This is a genomic window from Streptomyces sp. NPDC058045, from assembly GCF_042885635.1.
Taxonomy (GTDB): Bacteria; Actinomycetota; Actinomycetes; order Streptomycetales; family Streptomycetaceae; genus Streptomyces.
In genome coordinates, this window is sequence record NZ_JBHVRR010000001.1 from 198,682 (window position 1) to 216,997 (window position 18,316).

Annotated in this window: 20 protein-coding genes; 8 read left to right on the plus strand and 12 right to left on the minus strand. The window is 71.9% G+C overall.

What is annotated here, in order from left to right; all coding sequences use genetic code 11:
- Positions 1–2 precede the first annotated feature (2 nt).
- The gene (locus ACFVST_RS00915; RefSeq protein ID WP_390145490.1) at positions 3–839 is read left to right on the plus strand and encodes an alpha/beta fold hydrolase; all 837 of its coding nucleotides are present in this window, start codon (positions 3–5) and stop codon (positions 837–839) included.
- Entirely contained in the window at positions 836–1,903 is a 1,068-nt protein-coding gene (locus ACFVST_RS00920; RefSeq protein WP_390145492.1) for an amidohydrolase family protein, read from the plus strand. Before ACFVST_RS00915 ends, ACFVST_RS00920 begins: the two co-directional genes overlap by 4 nt.
- Here ACFVST_RS00920 and ACFVST_RS00925 read toward each other — a convergent pair.
- Entirely contained in the window at positions 1,885–2,409 is a 525-nt protein-coding gene (locus ACFVST_RS00925) for a tetratricopeptide repeat protein (RefSeq protein WP_390145494.1), read from the minus strand. The two genes, ACFVST_RS00920 and ACFVST_RS00925, sit on opposite strands and share 19 nt — an antisense overlap.
- A 102-nt stretch (positions 2,410–2,511) precedes the next feature.
- On the opposite strand from ACFVST_RS00925, the gene ACFVST_RS00930 reads away from it, so the two are divergent.
- A complete protein-coding gene (locus tag ACFVST_RS00930; protein ID WP_390145718.1) occupies positions 2,512–3,195 on the plus strand; it encodes an endonuclease in 684 nt (227 codons plus the stop codon).
- 8 nt (positions 3,196–3,203) lie between these two features.
- On the opposite strand, the gene ACFVST_RS00935 is transcribed toward ACFVST_RS00930, so the two are convergent.
- The 4 genes from ACFVST_RS00935 to ACFVST_RS00950 all read right to left on the minus strand — a co-directional run bounded on the left by ACFVST_RS00935 (position 3,204) and on the right by ACFVST_RS00950 (position 7,943).
- Positions 3,204–4,862 carry a penicillin-binding transpeptidase domain-containing protein gene (locus ACFVST_RS00935; protein WP_390145496.1) on the minus strand — a complete coding sequence of 553 codons (1,659 nt, stop codon included), beginning with the start codon at positions 4,860–4,862 and terminating at the stop codon, positions 3,204–3,206.
- A gap of 80 nt (positions 4,863–4,942) precedes the next feature.
- Positions 4,943–5,602, minus strand: a complete 660-nt coding sequence (locus tag ACFVST_RS00940) for a lactate utilization protein C (protein WP_390145498.1) — start codon at positions 5,600–5,602, stop codon at positions 4,943–4,945.
- Complete coding sequence (locus ACFVST_RS00945; RefSeq protein ID WP_390145500.1) at positions 5,599–7,167, minus strand: lactate utilization protein B; 1,569 nt, start codon at positions 7,165–7,167, stop codon at positions 5,599–5,601. The genes ACFVST_RS00940 and ACFVST_RS00945 overlap by 4 nt, the downstream gene beginning before the upstream one ends.
- Entirely contained in the window at positions 7,164–7,943 is a 780-nt protein-coding gene (locus ACFVST_RS00950; protein WP_390145502.1) for a (Fe-S)-binding protein, read from the minus strand. Before ACFVST_RS00950 ends, ACFVST_RS00945 begins: the two co-directional genes overlap by 4 nt.
- A gap of 265 nt (positions 7,944–8,208) precedes the next feature.
- Between ACFVST_RS00950 and ACFVST_RS00955 the strand changes: the two genes are divergently transcribed.
- Together ACFVST_RS00955 and ACFVST_RS00960 are read left to right on the plus strand one after the other, a co-directional pair.
- Positions 8,209–9,873 (plus strand): FAD-dependent monooxygenase, encoded by a 1,665-nt coding sequence (locus tag ACFVST_RS00955; RefSeq protein ID WP_390145504.1) that lies wholly within the window; start codon positions 8,209–8,211, stop codon positions 9,871–9,873.
- A gap of 5 nt (positions 9,874–9,878) precedes the next feature.
- Positions 9,879–10,523: a dihydrofolate reductase family protein gene (locus ACFVST_RS00960; protein WP_390145506.1), complete on the plus strand. Its 645-nt coding sequence runs from the start codon at positions 9,879–9,881 to the stop codon at positions 10,521–10,523.
- Between the two features lie 62 nt (positions 10,524–10,585).
- On the opposite strand, the gene ACFVST_RS00965 is transcribed toward ACFVST_RS00960, so the two are convergent.
- The 3 genes from ACFVST_RS00965 to ACFVST_RS00975 all read right to left on the minus strand — a co-directional run bounded on the left by ACFVST_RS00965 (position 10,586) and on the right by ACFVST_RS00975 (position 12,430).
- A complete protein-coding gene (locus ACFVST_RS00965) occupies positions 10,586–11,443 on the minus strand; it encodes an aldo/keto reductase (protein WP_390145507.1) in 858 nt (285 codons plus the stop codon).
- 70 nt (positions 11,444–11,513) lie between these two features.
- Positions 11,514–11,912 (minus strand): cupin domain-containing protein, encoded by a 399-nt coding sequence (locus tag ACFVST_RS00970; protein ID WP_390145509.1) that lies wholly within the window; start codon positions 11,910–11,912, stop codon positions 11,514–11,516.
- Positions 11,909–12,430, minus strand: coding sequence for a helix-turn-helix domain-containing protein (locus ACFVST_RS00975; RefSeq protein ID WP_390145511.1), 522 nt, complete (start codon positions 12,428–12,430; stop codon positions 11,909–11,911). The genes ACFVST_RS00970 and ACFVST_RS00975 overlap by 4 nt, the downstream gene beginning before the upstream one ends.
- A 131-nt stretch (positions 12,431–12,561) precedes the next feature.
- Between ACFVST_RS00975 and ACFVST_RS00980 the strand changes: the two genes are divergently transcribed.
- Both ACFVST_RS00980 and ACFVST_RS00985 read left to right on the plus strand, forming a co-directional pair.
- Complete coding sequence (locus ACFVST_RS00980; protein WP_390145513.1) at positions 12,562–12,897, plus strand: carboxymuconolactone decarboxylase family protein; 336 nt, start codon at positions 12,562–12,564, stop codon at positions 12,895–12,897.
- A gap of 91 nt (positions 12,898–12,988) precedes the next feature.
- Positions 12,989–13,756 carry an SDR family NAD(P)-dependent oxidoreductase gene (locus ACFVST_RS00985; RefSeq protein WP_390145515.1) on the plus strand — a complete coding sequence of 256 codons (768 nt, stop codon included), beginning with the start codon at positions 12,989–12,991 and terminating at the stop codon, positions 13,754–13,756.
- A 31-nt stretch (positions 13,757–13,787) separates the two neighbouring features.
- Here the strand turns inward: ACFVST_RS00985 and ACFVST_RS00990 are convergent, their stop codons facing one another.
- From ACFVST_RS00990 to ACFVST_RS01000, 3 genes are all read right to left on the minus strand, one after another.
- The gene (locus ACFVST_RS00990) at positions 13,788–14,738 is read right to left on the minus strand and encodes an aldo/keto reductase family oxidoreductase (protein ID WP_390145517.1); all 951 of its coding nucleotides are present in this window, start codon (positions 14,736–14,738) and stop codon (positions 13,788–13,790) included.
- A gap of 51 nt (positions 14,739–14,789) precedes the next feature.
- Positions 14,790–15,530: an SDR family NAD(P)-dependent oxidoreductase gene (locus ACFVST_RS00995; RefSeq protein ID WP_390145519.1), complete on the minus strand. Its 741-nt coding sequence runs from the start codon at positions 15,528–15,530 to the stop codon at positions 14,790–14,792.
- Positions 15,531–15,677: 147 nt separating this feature from the next.
- Complete coding sequence (locus ACFVST_RS01000) at positions 15,678–16,580, minus strand: helix-turn-helix transcriptional regulator (protein ID WP_390145521.1); 903 nt, start codon at positions 16,578–16,580, stop codon at positions 15,678–15,680.
- A gap of 160 nt (positions 16,581–16,740) precedes the next feature.
- On the opposite strand from ACFVST_RS01000, the gene ACFVST_RS01005 reads away from it, so the two are divergent.
- Positions 16,741–17,763 (plus strand): zinc-dependent alcohol dehydrogenase family protein, encoded by a 1,023-nt coding sequence (locus tag ACFVST_RS01005; RefSeq protein WP_390145523.1) that lies wholly within the window; start codon positions 16,741–16,743, stop codon positions 17,761–17,763.
- 104 nt (positions 17,764–17,867) lie between these two features.
- On the opposite strand, the gene ACFVST_RS01010 is transcribed toward ACFVST_RS01005, so the two are convergent.
- Positions 17,868–18,269 carry a hypothetical protein gene (locus tag ACFVST_RS01010; protein WP_390145525.1) on the minus strand — a complete coding sequence of 134 codons (402 nt, stop codon included), beginning with the start codon at positions 18,267–18,269 and terminating at the stop codon, positions 17,868–17,870.
- Positions 18,270–18,316 lie beyond the last annotated feature (47 nt).

Below are 18,316 nucleotides of genomic sequence, written 5' to 3' on the forward strand. Positions count from 1 at the left end.
CGATGTCGATGAACGAAGCACCGCCGGTCGTCGAGACGCCGCACCAACTCGACGTCTCCGGCGCCCGGTTGCACTACTGGACCGCCGGTGAGGACGACCACCCCGCGGTCGTCCTCACCCATGGCGCGGGAGCCGACCACCGTATGTTCGATCCGCAGGTCCCGGCACTGGTCCGGGCCGGGTACCGCACCCTGCGGTGGGATGTGCGCTACCACGGGGCGTCCGCCTCCGGCACCGGGAGGTTCCGCACCGGGTACGCCGCCGAAGACCTGGGTTCGCTGCTGGACTCCGCGCGGGTGCGCAGGCCCGTCGTGCTGCTGGGGCAGTCGATGGGCGGCAACATCTCTCAGGAGTACCTGCGCCGGCACCCGGAGGAGGTCGCCGCGCTCGTGGTGATCGGCTCCACCTCCAACACCCTCCCCGTCACCCGCGGCGAGCAGCGCCGCCTGGCGCTCTCCCGCCCGCTGATGCGGATGCTGCCGTACCGTCCGCTGACCCGGTGGATGGCTCGGGCCTCCGCCACGGACCGGGCCGCCCGGACATATCTGCGCAAGGCCTTCGCCGCCAACGGGCGGGCGTCCTTCCTCACCACCTGGGAGGGCATGAGCCGTGCGCTGACCCCTGATCCGGCCTACCGGATCGACCGGCCCGAGCTGCTGATCTGCGGGGAACACGACGCCACCGGCAACGTGCGCGACGCGATGGCACGGTGGCACCGGCGGGACCCGCACAGCGAGCTGCACATCATCGCCGGCGCCGGCCATGTGGCCAACCTGGACCGCCCCGACGAGGTCAACAGGCTGATCACCGCCTTCCTCAAGGCTACGGAGCGACCGTGAACGCGCCCCCCACCCCCACCGGCGCCCCCGAGACCCGGCGCACCACGGCGGACCCGGCCGGGCCCGCTCCGGTCGTGGACGCATGTGCACTGATCTACGACGACATCGGCTGGCGCCTCTATCTGAACCGCCTCGGCGAGAACGCCCCCGAGTACCTGAACGTCTTCTCCCGCTCCTTCTGCCGCTACTTCGGGGCCGAACACGGCCAATACCGCGAGGCGTTGGCGCTGGACTGGCGAGCGGCGGTCGATGTCCTCCTGCACCCCGACCGGCCCCCGTTCGACCTGGCGGACCACCTGACGAGCCGTCACCAGATGGGCGTCATAGGCGAGTTCGCGATGGGCTCACCCGAACTCCGCCCCGACGGCCGTACCGTCAACGCCTGGCTGCTGGACACCACCCGCCGGGTACGGGACCGGATCGACGTCTGGGCGGGTGTGTCGCTGCGTGATCCGGCCGCCGCCCTCCGGGAAGTCGAGCAGTCACTCTCGGCGGGCGCGGGCGGTCTCTGCGTGATCCCCTTCCTGGACGGCACCGACCCGGGCGACCCGCGGTTCGCTCCGATCTTCGACGCGGCGGCGCACGCCCGGCTGCCGGTCTGGCTGCACACCGGCCACCATCTCTCCCGCAACTACCCCAGCGGACTGGGCAGTTGGCGGACGGTCGAGACACTCGCCGCCCGCCACCCCGAACTGCTGCTGGTGGCCGGACACGCGGGGTGGCCGGACGTCCAGGAAACCCTGCTCACCGCGGCCCGCCACCCGAGCGTCTACCTGGAGTTCTCCTCACACCGGCCCCGGACGATGTCCCAGCCGGGCTCCGGCTGGGAACCCCTGCTCCACCACGCCCGGGGCCTGGCGTTCGACCGGGTCCTGTTCGGCACCTCGACCTGGGTGAACCCGGTTCCGACCAGCACGCTCGCCGCCGAACTGGCGGCGCTCCCGCTGCGCCCCGAGGTCGTCACCGCCTGGCTCTCCGGCAACGCGAGGGCACTCGCGGCCCGGTCCGGCCGGGCGACCTCAAGTGAGAGCAGGACGCAGGGAGTTCAGAGCCCCGCGAGGTAGTCCGCGTTGCCCCGGACGGCGGCCTCGTAGCGTTCGATCTCGGGGCCGGGCACGCGGTCCGCGATCAGGTGGAGGAGGGTGGCGAGGGCCTGGTCCTTGCGGCCCGCGGCGTGCTCGGTGAGGGCGGAGAAGACCCGCAGCGAGTCCGAACCGGGGAACTCCGCGCGGGCCCCGGCGAACACCGTCAGCGACTCCTCGATCCGGCCGAGGTTGCGCAGGGTGCTGCCGTACTGGAGCAGGCAGGCGCGGCGGGCGTCGCCGCTCAGTCCGGGCAGGGCGCGCTCGTAGTAGCCGGCCGCCTTCTCCTCCTGCCCGTCGGTGTCGTAGGAGCCGCCCACCTCGTACAGCACATGGGGGTTGTCCGGGTGCTCGGTGAGGAGTCGCTCGAAGAAGTCGATGGTGGGCCGCATGTCCGCCCGGTCCCGGCGGGCGAACGCCGCCCTGATCCGCTCGGCAAGCTCGGGTGCCGGTTCGGATGTCGGGGTGGGTGTCCGTTCGGTGGTCATCGGGCCATCATGCCGCGGCGCCGACCACGGCCGCCGTACGTTTCCGGCCCGCCGACCCGGGCACCCGGCGCCCGAGGGCACCGTCCGCTGGTGAGGGAGGCGATCCGAGTGCCCGCACGACAGACGGGACAACCCCGACAGCAGACCGTCGTCCGCGATCTGCTCTCCGGCTACGGCGACACCTACGCCGCGCAGGCCGGGATCCGCATCGCCGACACACCCCAGCCGCTCTACCGGACCCTGGTGCTGTCCCTGCTGCTCAGCGCCCGGATCCGGGCCTCGGTCGCGGTGGCCGCCACCCGCGCGCTGTACGACGCGGGGCTCCGCGACGCCCGGCGGATGCGGGACGCGAGCTGGCAGCAGCGGGTGGACGCGCTCGGCGCGGGCGGCTACCGCCGCTACGACGAGCGCACCGCCACCCAACTCGGCGACGGGGCGCAGCTCGTACTCGACGCCTGGGGCGGCAATCTGCGACGGCTGCGCCACGAGGCCGACGGCGATATGGACCAACTACGGCGCGGACTACGGCGGTTGCCCGGTATCGGACCGGCCGGCGCGGACATCTTCCTGCGGGAGGTGCAGGGCGTGTGGCCGGAAGTGGCCCCCTATCTGGACCCCAAGGCCCTCCAGGGCGCCCGCAGTCTGGGCCTGCCCGATGACCGCACCGCCCTGGCCCGCCTCAGCCACCGCGCCCACGCCGACCCCGCCTCCTTCGCCGCCGCCCTGGTACGCGCGGCCCTGGACCCCCACGTGGTGGAGGAGTGCCTGCACGAGAGGGTGTCGTAGCGGGGGCCTCAGCCAGACGCGGCGTCGAGCATCCTGCGTACGACCGGACCGGCGTTCTCACCGCCGTGGCCCGACGCCGGAACCACCGCGGCCGCGGCCATGTCGCCGTGGTACGCCGTGAACCAGGCGTTCGGCTTCTTCTGCCCGTCGACCTCGGCCGACCCCGTCTTGGCGCCCACGTCACCGCCGAGCCCGGCCATCGGCTCCGCGGCGGTGCCGCTGGTGGCCGTCAGCCTCATCAGGCTCTTCACACCGCTGTGGACCTGCGGCTTCATGCCGCGCGCGGCCTTCGCGAGCGTACGGTTGTCGAGCTGCGGCGAGACGATCACCGGCTGCCTGAAGGTGCCGCTCTGCACCGTCGCCGCGACCGACGCCATGTTGAGCGGGTTCATCCGCACCGCGCCCTGGCCGATCAGCTCCGCGGCCATCTGCGCGTCCGACTGCACGGGCACGCTGCCGTCGAACGTGCCGGTGCCCACCTGCCAGTTCTGGCCGATGCCGAAGACCTCGCGGGCCTCCTTGCTCAAGTCGTCGTCCTTGAGTTCCTTGGCCTGGCTGATGAAGGCGGTGTTGCAGGAGCGAGCGAAGCTCTGCGCGAACGTCCCGCCCTTGATCTGGAACTTGTCGTCGTTGTGGAACTTCCAGCCGCCGTACGTCACGTACTTGGGACACGGGTGCGGCCTGTCCGGCGCGGCGAGGCCCTTGTCGAGCAGCATCGCCGCGCTGATCACCTTCATCGTGGAACCGGGCGCGAGCGAGCCGCGGAAGGCGATGTTGAAGCCGTCGGCGGGAGAGTTGGCGACGGCGCGCACTTCGCCGGTGCTCGGCTGGACGGCGACGGCGGCCGCCCTGGGCTTGCCCTTCACGGACTGCTCGGCGGCGGTCTGCATGGCCTTGTCGAGCGTCGTCTTGAGCGTCCCGGGCGTGCCCTTGGACAGGGTGAGCAGGGTGGTGCCGGTGTCCTTGCCCTTGCGGTCGACGATGCGGGTCTCGACGCCCGGTGTGCCGTCGGTCTTGTCGCCATACCGCTTGCGCAGGTCGTCGAGGATGCTCCCCAGCATGGGGTGCTCCTCCTTCGTCAGCGCGGCGCCGTTGCGGTCGACGGCCTTGATCGGCGGCGCGCCCGCCTTGGCCGTCACAATGGACTGGCCTTCCTTCAGCTTCGGGTTCAGCACCGCCGGCTTCCAGTGGACGACGGCATCGCCCGTCTTCTTGTCCCGTACGACCTCCAGGGCGGAGGCATAGGACCACGCGGACTTCTGCTGTGCGTAGGAGATCTGGGCCGTCACCGTGAACGGCACCCGCGCGCCGGAAGCGGACCGCGGAGACAGCTTGATGGCGGCGAGGTGGGCGTCCTTGCGGAAGCCGTTCAGCCGCTCGGCTGCCTCTGCCGTGTCGTCGGTGAGCCTGGCGGCTTCCTTCGTGTCGCCGGCGGACCAGGCGGACAGGAAGCGCTGTGACGTCGTACGGACCTCGGACGCGCTGGGCGGGCCCTGCTCGATCTTCTTCTCGGCCTTCCCGGCCTTGCCGTCGTCCGACGAGGCGACGCTCGCCTTGCCGCCCTTGCTGTCCTCACCCCCGACGAGTGCGTAGACGCCGTAGCCGGTCCCGGCGACCACGACTGCCGCGGCGCCGCCGATCAGCGCCATCTTCTTAGTGTCACGCATCTGAGAATCTGCCCCTCCACCGCCTCGGCCACGCGGCCGGGAACCTGTCCAAGGCACCCTAGTACCAACGCCGTTCGGTCCTAGACGTCGGTACGGATCACGATCTCCAGGGTGCGGGGGCCGTGTACGCCCTCCACCCGTTCCAGTTCGATGTCCGAGGTGGCGGACGGGCCGCTGATCAGGGTGGTGGGCCGCCCCGGTACCAGCAGGGCCAGCGCCTCCGGCACCCCCGCCGCGACCGCCGACAGGTCGATCACGCACACATGCAGATCCGGTACGAGGGTGAGGGCGCGGCGGCCCTGGCCGGGTGAGCCGTCGAGGAAGAGGGTGCCGGTCTCCGCGCAGGCCGCGGCGGCCCCGGTGACCACACCGTCCAGCGCGTCCAGCCGCGGCGCCGGGGTGTCCGGGTCGTCCTGGCGCACCTCCCCGTCGAAGTCCGCCAGCCAGCCCGGGTCCAGCCCCGGCGGCACCCCGACGGTACGGGCGCCGCGTTCGGCGAGTACCCGGGCGATGGTGGCGGCGGTCCCGGCGGCGGTGCACGGGTGGACGCCGGCCCGGTAGTCGAGCAGCCGGTCGGTGAGCAGGGCGAGGCGCTCCGGGTCGGGCAGGGTGCGGCCGGTGCGGTAGGCGCGTTCGACGGTCACCGGGGGCTTGGGCGCGAGGGCGAGCGCGTCCCGCACCCGCCCCAGTACGGCCTCCCGGGCACTGTCGGCGGACGTGCGCGGTGCGCGCTCGCTCATCGCCCCTCCCCGGAGTCCTCGGCGCCGGAATCGGTACTGGTGCCGGTGCCCTCTTCCGCGGCGTGGGCCATCGCCGCCGTGCCCTCGGCGGAGGCGAACCAGTCGCGGAAGGTCTGCCGGGGCGGGGCGGGGGCGTCGCGGGTGGTGCTCCAGGCGGCGAGCGGTGGGGGCAGCCGGTGGATCGCGCCGTCCCGCCGGGCGAGCAGGCGGCCAAGGCCCGCCGCCTTCTGGGCCGCGGTGTACGCCCTGGGCCTGGCCATCACCGCGGCCGCCGCCTTCATCGCGGCCTGCTCCGCCGGGGCGCCGCCCTGCTCGGTCTTCTGGTGGCGCAGCTCCACCAGCAGCGAGGGGATGTCGATCTTCACCGGGCAGGCGTCGAAGCAGGCGCCGCAGAGGCTGGAGGCGTACGGCAGCGAGCCGTTGGGGTCGTGCCGCCCGTCGTCCATCCCGGCGAGCTGCGGGGTGAGTACGGCGCCGATGGGACCCGGGTAGGTGGATCCGTAGGAGTGGCCGCCGGTGCGTTCGTAGACGGGGCAGACGTTGAGGCAGGCGGAGCAGCGAATGCAGGAGAGGGCCTCGCGGCCGACGGCGTCGGCGAGGGCGGCGGTGCGGCCGTTGTCGAGCAGCACCAGATGGAAGTCCTGCGGCCCGTCGCCGGGTGTGACACCGGTCCACAGGGTGGTGTACGGGTTCATCCGCTCGCCGGTGGAGGAGCGCGGCAGCAGTTGGAGGAAGACTTCCAGGTCCTGGTGGCGGGGCAGGATCTTCTCGATGCCCATGACGGTGATCAGGGTGTCGGGCAGGGTGAGGCACATCCGCCCGTTGCCCTCGGACTCCACCACGGCGAGGGTGCCGGTCTCGGCGATGCCGAAGTTGGCACCGGAGACGGCGACCCGGGTCGTCATGAACTTCTCCCGCAGATAGGCTCGGGCGGCGGCGGTCAAGTGGGCCGGGACGGAGTCGAGTTCGGGGTCGACGCCGGGGATGTGGGCGCGGAAGATGTCGCGGATCTCGTCGCGGTTGCGGTGGATCGCGGGGACCAGGATGTGTGACGGCAGATCTCCGGCCAACTGCACGATCAGCTCGGCGAGATCGGTCTCATGGGCGGTGATGCCGCGCTCGGCGAGGTGCTCGTTGAGGCCGATCTCCTGGGTGGCCATCGACTTGACCTTGATGACCTCCCGGCTGCCGGTGGCCTCGATGAGCCGGGTGACGATCGCGTTGGCCTCGGCGGCGTCGCGTGCCCAGTGCACGGTGCCGCCGCGTTCGGTGACCCGCTGCTCCAACTCCTCCAGGAGTTCCGGGAGTTGGTTCATGGTGTCGGTCTTGATGGCGGCGCCCGCGTCGCGCAGTCGCTCCCAGTCGGGGAGTTCGGCGGTGACGTCGAGACGTTTGGTGCGGATGGTGCGGGTGGCGCGGCCGAGGTTGCGCCGCAGTTGGGCGTTGCGCAGCTCACCGGCGGCGGCCTCGGGGAAGGGCTGCTCACCGCGGAGGTGGCCGACGCCGCGGGGTGCGCGGGGCGGGACGGCGGGCATCCCGAGAAAGGTGCTGCGGGGTCGGCTCATCGGGCGGTCTCCGGGGCGGCGTCGGGGACGAGGGCGGGGTCGGTGCGGGTGGACGCGAGGATCTGGGCCAGGTGCAGGGTGCGGGTGCCGGAGCGGAGCCGGGCCAGGCCGCCGCCGATGTGCATCAGGCAGGACGAGTCGCCCGCGGTGCACACCTCGGCGCCGGTGTCCGTGATCTGGCGGATCTTGTCCTTGAGCATCGCGGCGGAGGTGGCCGCGTTCTTCAGTGCGAAGGTGCCGCCGAAGCCGCAGCAGGCGTCCGCCTCGGGCAGTTCCACCAGGTCGATTCCGTCGACGGCACGCAGCAGCCGCAGCGGTTTCTCCCCGACGCGCAGCATCCGCAGCGAGTGGCAGGTCGGATGGTAGGTGACCCGGTGCGGGAACCAGGCGCCGACGTCGGTCACCCCCAGCACGTCCACCAGCAGTTCGCTCAACTCATAGGTTTTTCCCTCGACTTGGGCGACGGCACGGCGCAGCGCCGGGTCGCCGTAGCGTTCGGCGATCAGGCGGTGCTGGTGACGTACGGAGCCGGCGCAGGACCCGGAGGGCATGACCACCGCGTCCAGCGAGGGGTCACCGAACTGCTCGGCGAAGTTCCTTACCAGGGGCAGGGGTTCGCGCTGGTAGCCGGTGTTGATGTGCATCTGGCCGCAGCAGGTCTGCTCCGGCGGGAACACCACCTGGTGGCCGAGTCGCGCCAGCAGCAGTGCGGTCGACTTCACCGCGTCGGGGAAGAGGGTGTCCCCCAGGCAGGTGGCGAAGAGTCCGATACGCAAGGGACCTCCCCGGTCGGGGTGCGGCGAGCGGAGTCGCGGGCGGGCACGGGGTCCGCGGCGCGGCGGGCACGGGCAGTACCGTCCGACCGTACCGCTCGGGACTCCGGTCTCGTACCCCCCGGCACTCCTGTCCATGGTCGGGGCCGCACCGTCGCTCCCCCGCAGCTCAGCGCCGCCGCCGGGACCGGCAAGTGGCGTGCGCACGGCCGTGAGCGCAGGCTGGAAGCAGAGACACGGGCGCACCCCCGTGACGCCGGGAGAGATCATGGGCGACACCGAAGTGCTGGTGGTGGGGGCGGGACCGGTGGGACTGACCGCGGCGGCGGAACTGCGCCGGCGCGGCGCGGACTGCCGCATCGTGGACCGCCTGCCCGCCCCGCAGCCGTATGCGAAGGCCGTCGGCATCCAGCCGCGCACCCTGGAGGTGTGGGAGCAGATGGGGCTGCTGCGGCAGGCCCTGGACGCGGCGGTGCCACTGCGGGGCCAACTCACCTTCGTGGACGGCCGCCCGGGCCCCCGTCTCGAACTCGGCCTCCCCCCGGACGTCCCGTACGGCTTCGCCACCCTCCCCCAGTACGCCACCGAACGCCTGCTCGCCGACCACCTCGCCGGATACGGCACCGAGGTGGAACGCGGCACCGAACTCGTCGGCCTCACCCAGGACTTGGACGGGGTACGGGCCGAACTCCGGTCCCCCGCCGGGACGGAGACCGTCCGGGCGCGGTACGTGATCGGCTGCGACGGCGCGCACTCCCGGGTGCGGCGGGCCGTCGGCGCCGCCTTCGAGGGCGACACCTTCCCCGAGGAGTACCTGCTCGGGGATGTGGCCGTCGACTGGGAGTTGCCGCACGAGTACGCGGTCCGCTCCACCCGGCACGGTGCGGACGGCCGGGTGGAGGACCTGCTGGTGTGCGTCCCGCTGCCCGGCACCGGCCGCTACCGCCTGTCGATGCTGCTGCCGCACGGCAACGGCGGGAACGGCCGGCCCGAGCCCAACGAGCAGGCAGGCAACGGGAGTTCGGCCGCGGGTGGCATGACGGAGGCTGGCCCCGAGACCGGTCCCGCGCCCGGTCTCGACCGCATCCAGGCGGTACTGGACCGGCTGGCCCCGGCGGCCACCACGGCCTCCGCGCTGCGCTGGTCCTCCGTCTTCCGCGTCGGCCACCGCCTGGTCGACCGGTACGCGCACGGCAGGGTGTTCCTCGCCGGGGACGCCGCGCACATCCACCCGCCGACCGGCGCCCAGGGCATGAACACCGGTGTGCAGGACGCCTACAACCTGGCGTGGAAACTGGCGCTGGCCCTGGACGAGGTGGCCGCGCCGGACCTGCTGGACAGCTACCACACGGAGCGGCACCCGGTCGGCGCGGAGGTGGTGGACCGTACCGTGCGGCAGTCCAGGGAGGGGGGCGGCGCCGGGGAGCGGGAGGACCTCACCACCGTGATGTGCCGGGAGGCGCAGTTGCTGGTCGGCTACCGCGGCGGGCCGCTCGCCGCGGCAGCCGACCCGGAGGCGACCGGACCCCTGCCGGGCGACCGGGCCCCGGACTGCGGCGGGCTGCTGCGGCCCCTGGCGTCCTACCCGCTGCGCCTCTTCGACCTGCTGCGCGGCCCCCACCACACCCTGCTGCTGCACTGCGGCGAGCGGATCCACCCGGAGCAGTTGCGGGCCTGCGCCGCCGCGGCCCTCCGCGCCGCCCACGGCCGCCTCGACGCCTATGCGGTACTGCCCATGAGCGCCCGCCCCGAGGGTGTCCCGCTGCCCTTCGTGGTGGACCGTGACGGTGACTTCGCCGCGGGCTACGGCGCCCGCCCCGACGAGGCCTTCCTCGTCCGCCCCGACGGCCACCTCGGCACCCGCCTGCACCCCCTCACCCCGGAACTCCTCGCCGACCATCTGCACCACACCTTCCGCACCGCCGGAGGCTGATCCCGATGCCGGTACGCGTCGACCTGAACATCTCCCTCGACGGCCGTATGACCACCACCGGCCAGACCGCCGAGGAACCGATGGGCCAGGACTGGTCCCGGCTGGTCGGCGCCTACACCGCCACCCGCACCTTCCGCGCCCGCGTCCTCGGCGACACCAGCGGCGAGGGCACCACCGGAGTGGACGACGACCACGCCCGCGCCTACTTCGAGAACATCGGCGCGGAGATCATGGGCGCCGGCATGTTCGGGCTGCACCACTTCCCCGACGACCCCCGGTGGTCCGGGTGGTGGGGCGAGGAACCGCCGTTCCACACACCGGTGTTCGTGCTGACGCACACCCCGCGCCCGTCCCTGGAGATGGCCGGCGGCACCACCTTCCACTTCCTGGCGGCGAGCCCGCGGGACGCCCTCGCACGCGCCACGGCGGCCGCGGACGGCAAGGACGTCCGCATCGGCGGCGGCGCCACCGTCGTCCGCGACTTCCTCCGCGCCGACCTGGTCGACCGCCTCCATGTAGCCGTCGCCCCCATCGTCCTGGACCGCGGCACCTCCCTCTGGACCGGCCTCCGCGACCTGGACACCCGCTACCCCACCACCACCGCGGAAACCGCCCCGAGCGGCACCACCCACATCGTCTTCCAACGCTGAACTCCCGGGCAGGGGCGGGGCGTTGGCGGAGGCGGGTGGCCGGCACCCGCCGCCGGGAGCGATCACTTCCCGCTGTAGACGGGGAACGCGGTGTGCTCGCCGTAGTCCACGTCGCGCAGATCGCGCAAGGCGGTCATGTCGTCCTCGGAGATCTCGAAGTCGACCTCGGCGTTGGAGCGCATATGCTCCGGATTGGCCGTCTTCGGCAGGGACACGGTGCCGAGTTGGAGTGTGTAGCGGATGCAGAGCTGCGGCACGGACACACCGTACTTTTCGGCCATCGCCCGGACGTCCGCGTTCCCCAGGATCACCCCGTGCGCGATCGGCGAGTACGCCTCGACGAGGATCCGCTTCTCCTCGCAGTAGGACAGCAGCTCGGTGGGTGTGTTGCCCGCGTGCACCAGCAGTTGGTTCACCTGCGGGGCGACGGTCGAGCCCGCCAGGATGTTCTCCAGGTCCGCCCGCTGGAAGTTCGAGACACCGATCGCGCGGATCTTGCCCGCCCGGTGCGCGTCCTCAAGTGCCCGCCACGCCTGGCGGTTTCCCTCGGCGTAGTCGCCGCCGCGGAAGTCGTTCCATGGCTGCGGGCTGTGGATGAGCATCAGGTCGATGTGCTCCAGACCCAGGGTCGCGAGGGACCCGTCGATGGCGGCGACCGCGCCGTCGTAGTCCTTGATCTCGGCGGCCAGCTTCGTGGAGAGGAACAGCTCGTCCCGGGGCACACCGGAGGTGCGCACACCTTCGCCGACGCCGCGCTCGTTGCCGTAGGCCTGGGCGGTGTCGATGTTGCGGTAGCCGATCTCCACGGCGTCCCGGACGGCCTGGGGTGCCTTGTCGTCGTCGATGAACCAGGTGCCCAGGCCCAGCCTGGGGATGGTCACACCGTTGGGCAGGGTGTACGTCTCGTTCAGGATCGTCATGCTGCTGCGTGCTCCTCGCGATGGTGCTGCGTCGTGTGCTGGTGCTTCGTCCGCCCTCGCGGGCCGGTGGTCACCCGTGGTACTCGGCGTCGGTGACGTGCTCTTTCCAGATCGTCGTCTCGGCCGGGTCGTCGCCGCTCTCCAGCAGGGCGATGTGCTCCATGAAGCAGCCTGGAGCCGACGCGTGCCAGTGGTCTTCGCCCGGCGGGGTGTACAGCGTCTGGCCGGCGTGGACCTCGATGACGGTGCCGTCGCGGCTGCCGAGACGGGCGACGCCGTCGGTGACGTGGAGGTACTGGCCGCGGGCGTGGGAGTGCCACGCGGTCCGGGCACCGGGCGCGAAGCGCACCTTGGCCATCGTCGCCCGCTGGTCGCCCTCCTGCGGCACCGCCAGCGCGTCCACCCACACAGCGCCGAGGAACTGCTCCGGCGGGTTCTTCACCGTCGGGGTGTTCGGGATGATCCTCATGTCCTGCTTTCCTTCTCGCGTTCTTTCCCGGTTCGCATGTCCACCGCTTCGTCCACTGCCCTGTCCCCGCCTCCGTCCTCGCCGCGCGGTATGGACGCCGCCCAGCTCGCCAGGAGCTTCAGGCGCTCCTCGCTGGGCGAGCCGGGCTCGGCGGTGTAGATGAGGAACGACAGACCCGGCTCCGCGGCCAGCTCCAGCCCCTCGTAGGTCAAGGTGAGATCGCCGGCCTCGTGGTGGCGGAAGTTCTTCGTGCCGGAGCCGTGCCGTCGTCCCGCTCGGCGTCGTCCCCGTCGCAGAGCACGGGCTACGGCGTCCAGCACTCCGTCGGAGACACCGGCGAGGTGGCCGCGCTCGATCTTGGCGTAGTACTCGGGACTCACATCGGCCAGCGCGGCGACTTCGCCGCGCCGCAGCCCCGCCACCCGCCGCTGACCGGAGACGGTCAACCCGGCCTGCTCCGGCCCGAGTTTCGCCCGGCGGGACATGAGGAACTCCCGTGCTTCGCTCCTGTCGTCCATGCCGTCCACGCTACGGCGAACGCGCCGTCTGAGGGATGCCCTGCCGGTACCCCCCTCACCGGAGACTCCCTCAGCCGACGCATCCGCGCTGTCATGGAACCGGCGGCGAAATCCGACCGAGAGGAAGCCCCATGAGCGACGACGGCAGCACCGGCTGGACCGGCGGGAAGAACGCCTTCGGCGACTTCGCGCCCGGGCTGGTGCACTACACCGACCAGGTCCTCTTCGACGAGGTGTGGGAGCGGGAAGGTCTCTCCAAGCGCGACCGCAGCCTCATCACCGTCGCCGCCCTCACCGCGATGGGCAGGACGGACCAACTGCGCTTCCACCTCGACTTCGCCCGCCGGAACGGCGTCACCGAGGACGAACTCAAGGAAGCGATCACCCAGCTCGCGTTCTACACCGGCTGGCCGAACGGCATGTCCGCGATGGCCACGGCCAAGCAGGTCCTCGACGGCGAGGAGTGACCGCGGAGGCTCGGGAGCCGCCGGGTCACCGCCGGGCACGCGCGGACGTCGACACCACCGTCCGCTCAGGACAACGAAGGGAAACCACCCCATGACCGTCACCTACGACTTCACCGGCAGGACCGCGCTCGTCACCGGCGGCAGCACCGGTATGGGCGAAGCCGCCGTCCGCGCCTTCGCCGAGGCCGGCGCGAACGTCGCGATCATCGACCTCGACGGCGACGCGGCGAAGGCCCTCGCCGACGAGCTCACGGCGCGGGGCCTGACGGCGCTGGCAGTGCCGTGCGATGTCACCGACGAGGACCAGGTCGCCGCGGCCGTCCACGCGACCGTCGAGGCCCTCGGCAGCCTGGACATGGCGTTCAACAACGCCGGGATCATGTTGCCGCCCGTCGACTCCGCCGACGAGACCGCGGCCGCCTTCGACAGGATCGTCGCGGTGAACCTCCGCGGTGTGTGGGCGTCGATGAAGCACGAGCTGAAGCAGATGCGCGAGCAGGGTTCGGGTGCCATCGTGAACTGCTCCTCGCTCGGCGGGCTCGTGGGCGGCGACGGCCGCGCCACCTACCACGCGACCAAGCACGGCGTCATCGGCCAGACCAGGAGCGTCGCCCTGCAGTACGGCAGGCACGGGGTGCGGGTGAACGCGGTCTGCCCGGGCACGATCGAGACGCCGATGGTCGCGCGGATGGCCGCGGGCGGAGAGCTCGACCGCGAGGCCGCCGCCGCGGGCGTACCGCTGGGCCGGCTGGGCCGCCCCGAGGAGATCGCCGCCGCCGTGCTGTGGCTGTGCTCCGACGCCGCGAGCTATGTCACCGGCGCGGCCCTGCCCGTCGACGCCGGCCACACCGCGCAGTGACCCGACGCCTCCGCGGCGGGGCGTCCACGGCTCAGGGCACGTGGTGACCGGCGGCCCGGACCAGCCCGTACCACTCGCCCCGGGTGAGCGGGATGTCGGAGCCGGCCGCGGCGTCGGCGACGCGCTGCGGCTTCGTGGTGCCGAGGACCACCTGCATCCCCGCCGGGTGCCGGGTGATCCAGGCGACCGCGATCGCGGTCGGCGTGACCTGGTACTTCGCGGCGAGCCGGTCGAGCTCCGCGTTCAGTTCCGGGTAGTCGGGCGAGCCGAGGAACACGCCCTCCTGGAAGCCCTTCTGGAACGGTGACCACGCCTGAAGGGTGATCTTGCCGAGGCGGGCGTGGTCGACGACGCCGCCTCCGTCACGGGTGATCGAGTCGTCCTGGCCGACCATGTTCGAGGACAGGCCCTGGGTGATGATCGTGGCGTGGGTGATCGACAACTGCACCTGGTTGACGACGATCGGCTGCGTGACCGCGGTTTTGAGCAGGTCGATCTGGCGGGGCGTGTGGTTCGAGACGCCGAAGGCGCGGACCTTGCCCGAGGACTCCAGGTGGTCGAACGCGCGGGCCACCTCCTCCGGCTCCACGAGCGCGTCGGGGCGGTGCAGCAGCAGCACGTCGAGGTAGTCGGTTCCCAGCGCCTTCAGCGACTCCTCCGCGGAGGTCACGATGTGCTCGTAGGACTGGTCGTAGCCCCATGGGTCGTCGACGATGCTCGTCTTGGTCTGGAGCGTGATCTGCTCGCGCTCGGCCGGAGTCAGCCGCAGCGCGTCGGCGAAGCGGCGCTCGCACAGGTGGAACCCGCCGCCGGGGTGGTTGAACCCGTACAGGTCGGCGTGGTCGAAGAAGTCGATCCCCGCCTCGCGGGATGCCGTGTACAGGGCGCGGATCTGCTCGTCGGTGTCACCGGCGATCCGCATCATGCCCGCGACGACGTTGGGGACCCGGATACCGGTGGGACCGAAGGGGACGGTCTTCATGAGTTCCTCTCGTGCTTCATGGGTTCCTCTGGGTGGTGGCTCCGGCGCCGCTCACCCGGCGGCGTCGGCGTCGGGCAGAGCGAGGCCGGTGCGGGTGTGCAGCGCCTGGAGGAGGTGCTGCTGGAACTCGGCGTCCCGCGCCGCCGGGTGCGGTCGACGCACGGCGCGGTGGTGCCAGTACCCGCCCGAGCGCGGCTCGATGTCCTTCTCGGGCGCGGTGGCCAGCCACACCTGTGTGCGATGGCCCTCGACGAGGTCGCCGGTCGCGGACGATCCGCCCATACGGGTCGGCACCCAGCCGGGGTCGACGGCGTGCGAGCGCGTCCCGGGGTGCCGAGCGGCGAGTGCCAGCGCGAAGGCGGTGATGAGGAGCTTGCTGTCGGAGTACGAGCCGCCGCGGCCGGAGAGCACGGGGTCGAGGTCCGGTCGGCCGGACAGATGCATCGCGCTGGACAGGAAGACCGCCCGGCCCGGCAGCGGCATCGACGCGGTCAACAGGTATGGGGCCAGCACGTTGACCGGCATCGTGTGCGGGTCGTTCATCGTGCCGGCGTTGTGCACGACCGCGTCGAAGCGCCCGAACGCGTTCGCCTGCTCGGCCACGCGCACCGTCTCCTCGGGATCGGCGAGGTCGCCGAGCACGACACCGCGCATCCGGTCGAGGATGTCCAGCCCGTCGACGCGGACGGAGGCGCGGGCGTGCACAACGACGTCATGGCCGCGGTCGGCCAACTCGGCCGCCGTCGCCAGCCCCAGCCCGGTCGAAGCGCCGGTGACAAGGACGAGTGCCATCTGGATCTTCTCCTCAGTGCCGGTGGAGAGTGCAGGTCGAGAGTGCAGGTCGAGCCGCAGGACGCGGTCGTCGTCGGGACGACAGCGCGCAGATGTCCATGGTCGCCGACGCGGTGCTCGGCCGGGGACGACGGGCACCAGTAAGCGTCAGCCGTGGGGCCGGGCGTGCTGCTCATCGGCGACTGGCGGGGCCGCCTCGCTCGCCTCGCTGGCCGCCCAGGAGGCGAGCAGTTGCATCCGCTCCGCCGACGGTGAGCCCGGCTCCGCCGCGTAGATCGTCAGGGTCAGCCCGGGCTCGGACTCCATGTCCAGGCCCTCGTAGGCCAGCGTCATCTCGCCCACGACCGAGTGGCGGAAAGTCTTGAAGCCCGTGCCGTGGTGGCGGACGTCGTGCGCGCCCCACAGGCGGCGGAACTCCTCGCTGCGGGTGGAGAGTTCACCGATCAGGTCGTGCAGTTCCTTGTTGTGCGGGTCGCGGCCGGCCTCGGTGCGCAGGATCGACACGGTGATCTCCGCGAAGGCGTCCCAGTCGGGATAGAAATCGTCCGAGCGGCGGTCCAGGAACATGAATCGCGCGAGGTTCGGCGGCCGGCCGGGCATGTCGTAGGCGTCCCGGTAGAACGCCCGGCCCAGCGCGTTCGCCGCCAGCAGGTCCATGCGGCCGTTGCGCACGAACGCGGGCCCGGCGGTGACGGTGTCCAGCGTCCACTGCAAGCTGGGGTGCGGCGTCCAACTCCTCGGGCTGCGCTTGCGGGGCGGGCGCGCGACGGGGCTCGCCGCGTGGGCCAGGTCGAACAGGTACGCCCGCTCCGCGTCGTCCAGCCGCAGCGCCTTCGCCAGGCAGTCGAGGACCTCCGGGGACGCGCCGCTGATCGCGCCCCGCTCCAGCTTGGTGTAGTACTCCACGCTGACGCCGGCCAGGGTGGCGACCTCGCTGCGCCGCAGGCCCTCCACCCGCCGGTTGGTGCCCGCGGGCAGGCCCACGTCCTTCGGCTCGACCTTCGCACGCCGCGAGGTGAGGAATTCGCGCACTTCCGCCCTGTTGTCCATACGGTCCACGGTAAGAGCCGCCTGATGGTCAGGGGAGTCCCCCGCGGTACCTCCATCGGCCGGGACTCCCGCGCGGGGCGGATCATCGGGTCTCATGGAACGCGGACCGCCGGCACGCCGGTGGACCACTGAGCAGAAGCACAGGAACCGAGGAGAGCAGATGCGCGCCGTCGTCATGCACGCACCCGGAGACGTCCGGACCGAGGAGATCGACAAGCCCACCGTCGTCGAACCCACCGACGCCGTCATCCGGGTCACCGCGGCCTGCGTCTGCGGGTCCGACCTGTGGCCCTATCGCGGCGTCGTGGGCGTCGACGGTCCGACCCCGATGGGACACGAGTACATCGGTGTGGTCGAGGAGATCGGCGACGGCGTCCAGGACATCGAGGTCGGTGACTTCGTCGTCGGGTCGTTCGTCGCCTCCGACAACACCTGCGAGATCTGCCGGGCGGGGTTCCAGTCCCGCTGCGTCCACCAGGTGATGATGGGCTCGATCGGCACCCAGGCCGAGTACGCGCGGGTCCCCCTGGCCGACGGCACCCTCGTCAAGGTCGCGGGCGAGCCCACTCCCGCACAGACCAAGAGCCTGCTCGCGGCCTCCGATGTGCTCGGAACGGGATGGTTCGCCGCGGTCGCCGCTGAAGCCGGTCCCGGCAAGACCGTCGCCGTGGTGGGCGACGGCGCGGTGGGACTGCTGGCGATCCTCGCGGCCAAGCGCCTCGGCGCGGAGCGGATCATCGCCATGTCCCGTCACGCCGAACGCCAGGCGCTGGCCCGGAAGTTCGGCGCCACCGACATCGTCGAGGAGCGCGGCGAGGAGGGCGTCGCGAAGGTCAAGGAACTCACGAACGGCTACGGCGCGCACTCCACCGTCGAGGCCGTCGGCACCCAGGAGTCGATGACGCAGGCCATCCACGCGACGCGTCCCGGCGGGCATGTCGGCTACGTCGGCGTCGCGCACGGCGTCGAGCTGGACGGCCTCGACCTGTTCTTCTCCACCGTCAGCCTGCTCGGCGGGCCCGCCCCGGTGCGCCGCTTCCTGCCCGAACTGATCGACCTGATCATGACCGACCAGATCGACCCCGGCGTCGTCTTCGACCTCCAACTCCCCATCGAGAAAGCCGCCGAGGGCTACAAGGCGATGGACGAACGCCGCGCCACCAAGGTCCTGCTCACCCTCTGAAGCCGAGCGGCCCGTGCCGGAGTCGTTCGCCACGTGGGCGTCGCCCATGAGCGGCAGCCAGCGGTCAGAGCACGCTTCGGTGGAGAAGATGCTGACGATCAGCCCTACGAGGAACTCAGAGCGTCCAGCGGCGCCAGCGGAACGATGCCGTGCGCGCGGTGGGCCAGTGCCTCGTCGATCGTGACGAGGGCGTCGGCCTGAAGTCGCGTCACGGCGAGGTATTCGGCGTCCCCGAGAGCGTCCCACCCCTGCTCCCGCGCGATCCGCCAGGCGGTGCGACGGGAGACGCGGTCGCCCAGCAGCCGGATCTTCACCGCCGTCACGCGCTCGTGCGGCCGCAGCGCCTCGGCCTCGTCGAGTTCGCCGCCGCTGACCTGTTCGTACAGCAGCGAGAGGGCCTGGGACGGTACCGGATTCGGTGCGGCGAGCTGGTGCTCGGGGCTGACCCGCAGACCGGTCGAGGCGATGTGCAGCAAGGTCCTGGCGTCGACCACATAGCGCGTCACGGCTCGCAGAGTACGGCAGGCCACAGGCCTGACCGAACCCGTCGGTG

Bases quoted from the DNA above. Each gene is read 5' to 3' on its own strand.
- ACFVST_RS00915 (WP_390145490.1), top strand. From the start codon at position 3: ATGTCGATGAACGAAGCACCGCCGGTCGTCGAGACGCCGCACCAACTC.
- ACFVST_RS00925 (WP_390145494.1), bottom strand. From the start codon at position 2,409: ATGACCACCGAACGGACACCCACCCCGACATCCGAACCGGCACCCGAG.
- ACFVST_RS00935 (WP_390145496.1), bottom strand. From the start codon at position 4,862: ATGCGTGACACTAAGAAGATGGCGCTGATCGGCGGCGCCGCGGCAGTC.
- ACFVST_RS00940 (WP_390145498.1), bottom strand. From the start codon at position 5,602: ATGAGCGAGCGCGCACCGCGCACGTCCGCCGACAGTGCCCGGGAGGCC.
- ACFVST_RS00945 (WP_390145500.1), bottom strand. From the start codon at position 7,167: ATGAGCCGACCCCGCAGCACCTTTCTCGGGATGCCCGCCGTCCCGCCC.
- ACFVST_RS00955 (WP_390145504.1), top strand. From the start codon at position 8,209: ATGGGCGACACCGAAGTGCTGGTGGTGGGGGCGGGACCGGTGGGACTG.
- ACFVST_RS00960 (WP_390145506.1), top strand. From the start codon at position 9,879: ATGCCGGTACGCGTCGACCTGAACATCTCCCTCGACGGCCGTATGACC.
- ACFVST_RS00965 (WP_390145507.1), bottom strand. From the start codon at position 11,443: ATGACGATCCTGAACGAGACGTACACCCTGCCCAACGGTGTGACCATC.
- ACFVST_RS00970 (WP_390145509.1), bottom strand. From the start codon at position 11,912: ATGAGGATCATCCCGAACACCCCGACGGTGAAGAACCCGCCGGAGCAG.
- ACFVST_RS00975 (WP_390145511.1), bottom strand. From the start codon at position 12,430: ATGGACGACAGGAGCGAAGCACGGGAGTTCCTCATGTCCCGCCGGGCG.
- ACFVST_RS00980 (WP_390145513.1), top strand. From the start codon at position 12,562: ATGAGCGACGACGGCAGCACCGGCTGGACCGGCGGGAAGAACGCCTTC.
- ACFVST_RS00985 (WP_390145515.1), top strand. From the start codon at position 12,989: ATGACCGTCACCTACGACTTCACCGGCAGGACCGCGCTCGTCACCGGC.
- ACFVST_RS00990 (WP_390145517.1), bottom strand. From the start codon at position 14,738: ATGAAGACCGTCCCCTTCGGTCCCACCGGTATCCGGGTCCCCAACGTC.
- ACFVST_RS00995 (WP_390145519.1), bottom strand. From the start codon at position 15,530: ATGGCACTCGTCCTTGTCACCGGCGCTTCGACCGGGCTGGGGCTGGCG.
- ACFVST_RS01000 (WP_390145521.1), bottom strand. From the start codon at position 16,580: ATGGACAACAGGGCGGAAGTGCGCGAATTCCTCACCTCGCGGCGTGCG.
- ACFVST_RS01005 (WP_390145523.1), top strand. From the start codon at position 16,741: ATGCGCGCCGTCGTCATGCACGCACCCGGAGACGTCCGGACCGAGGAG.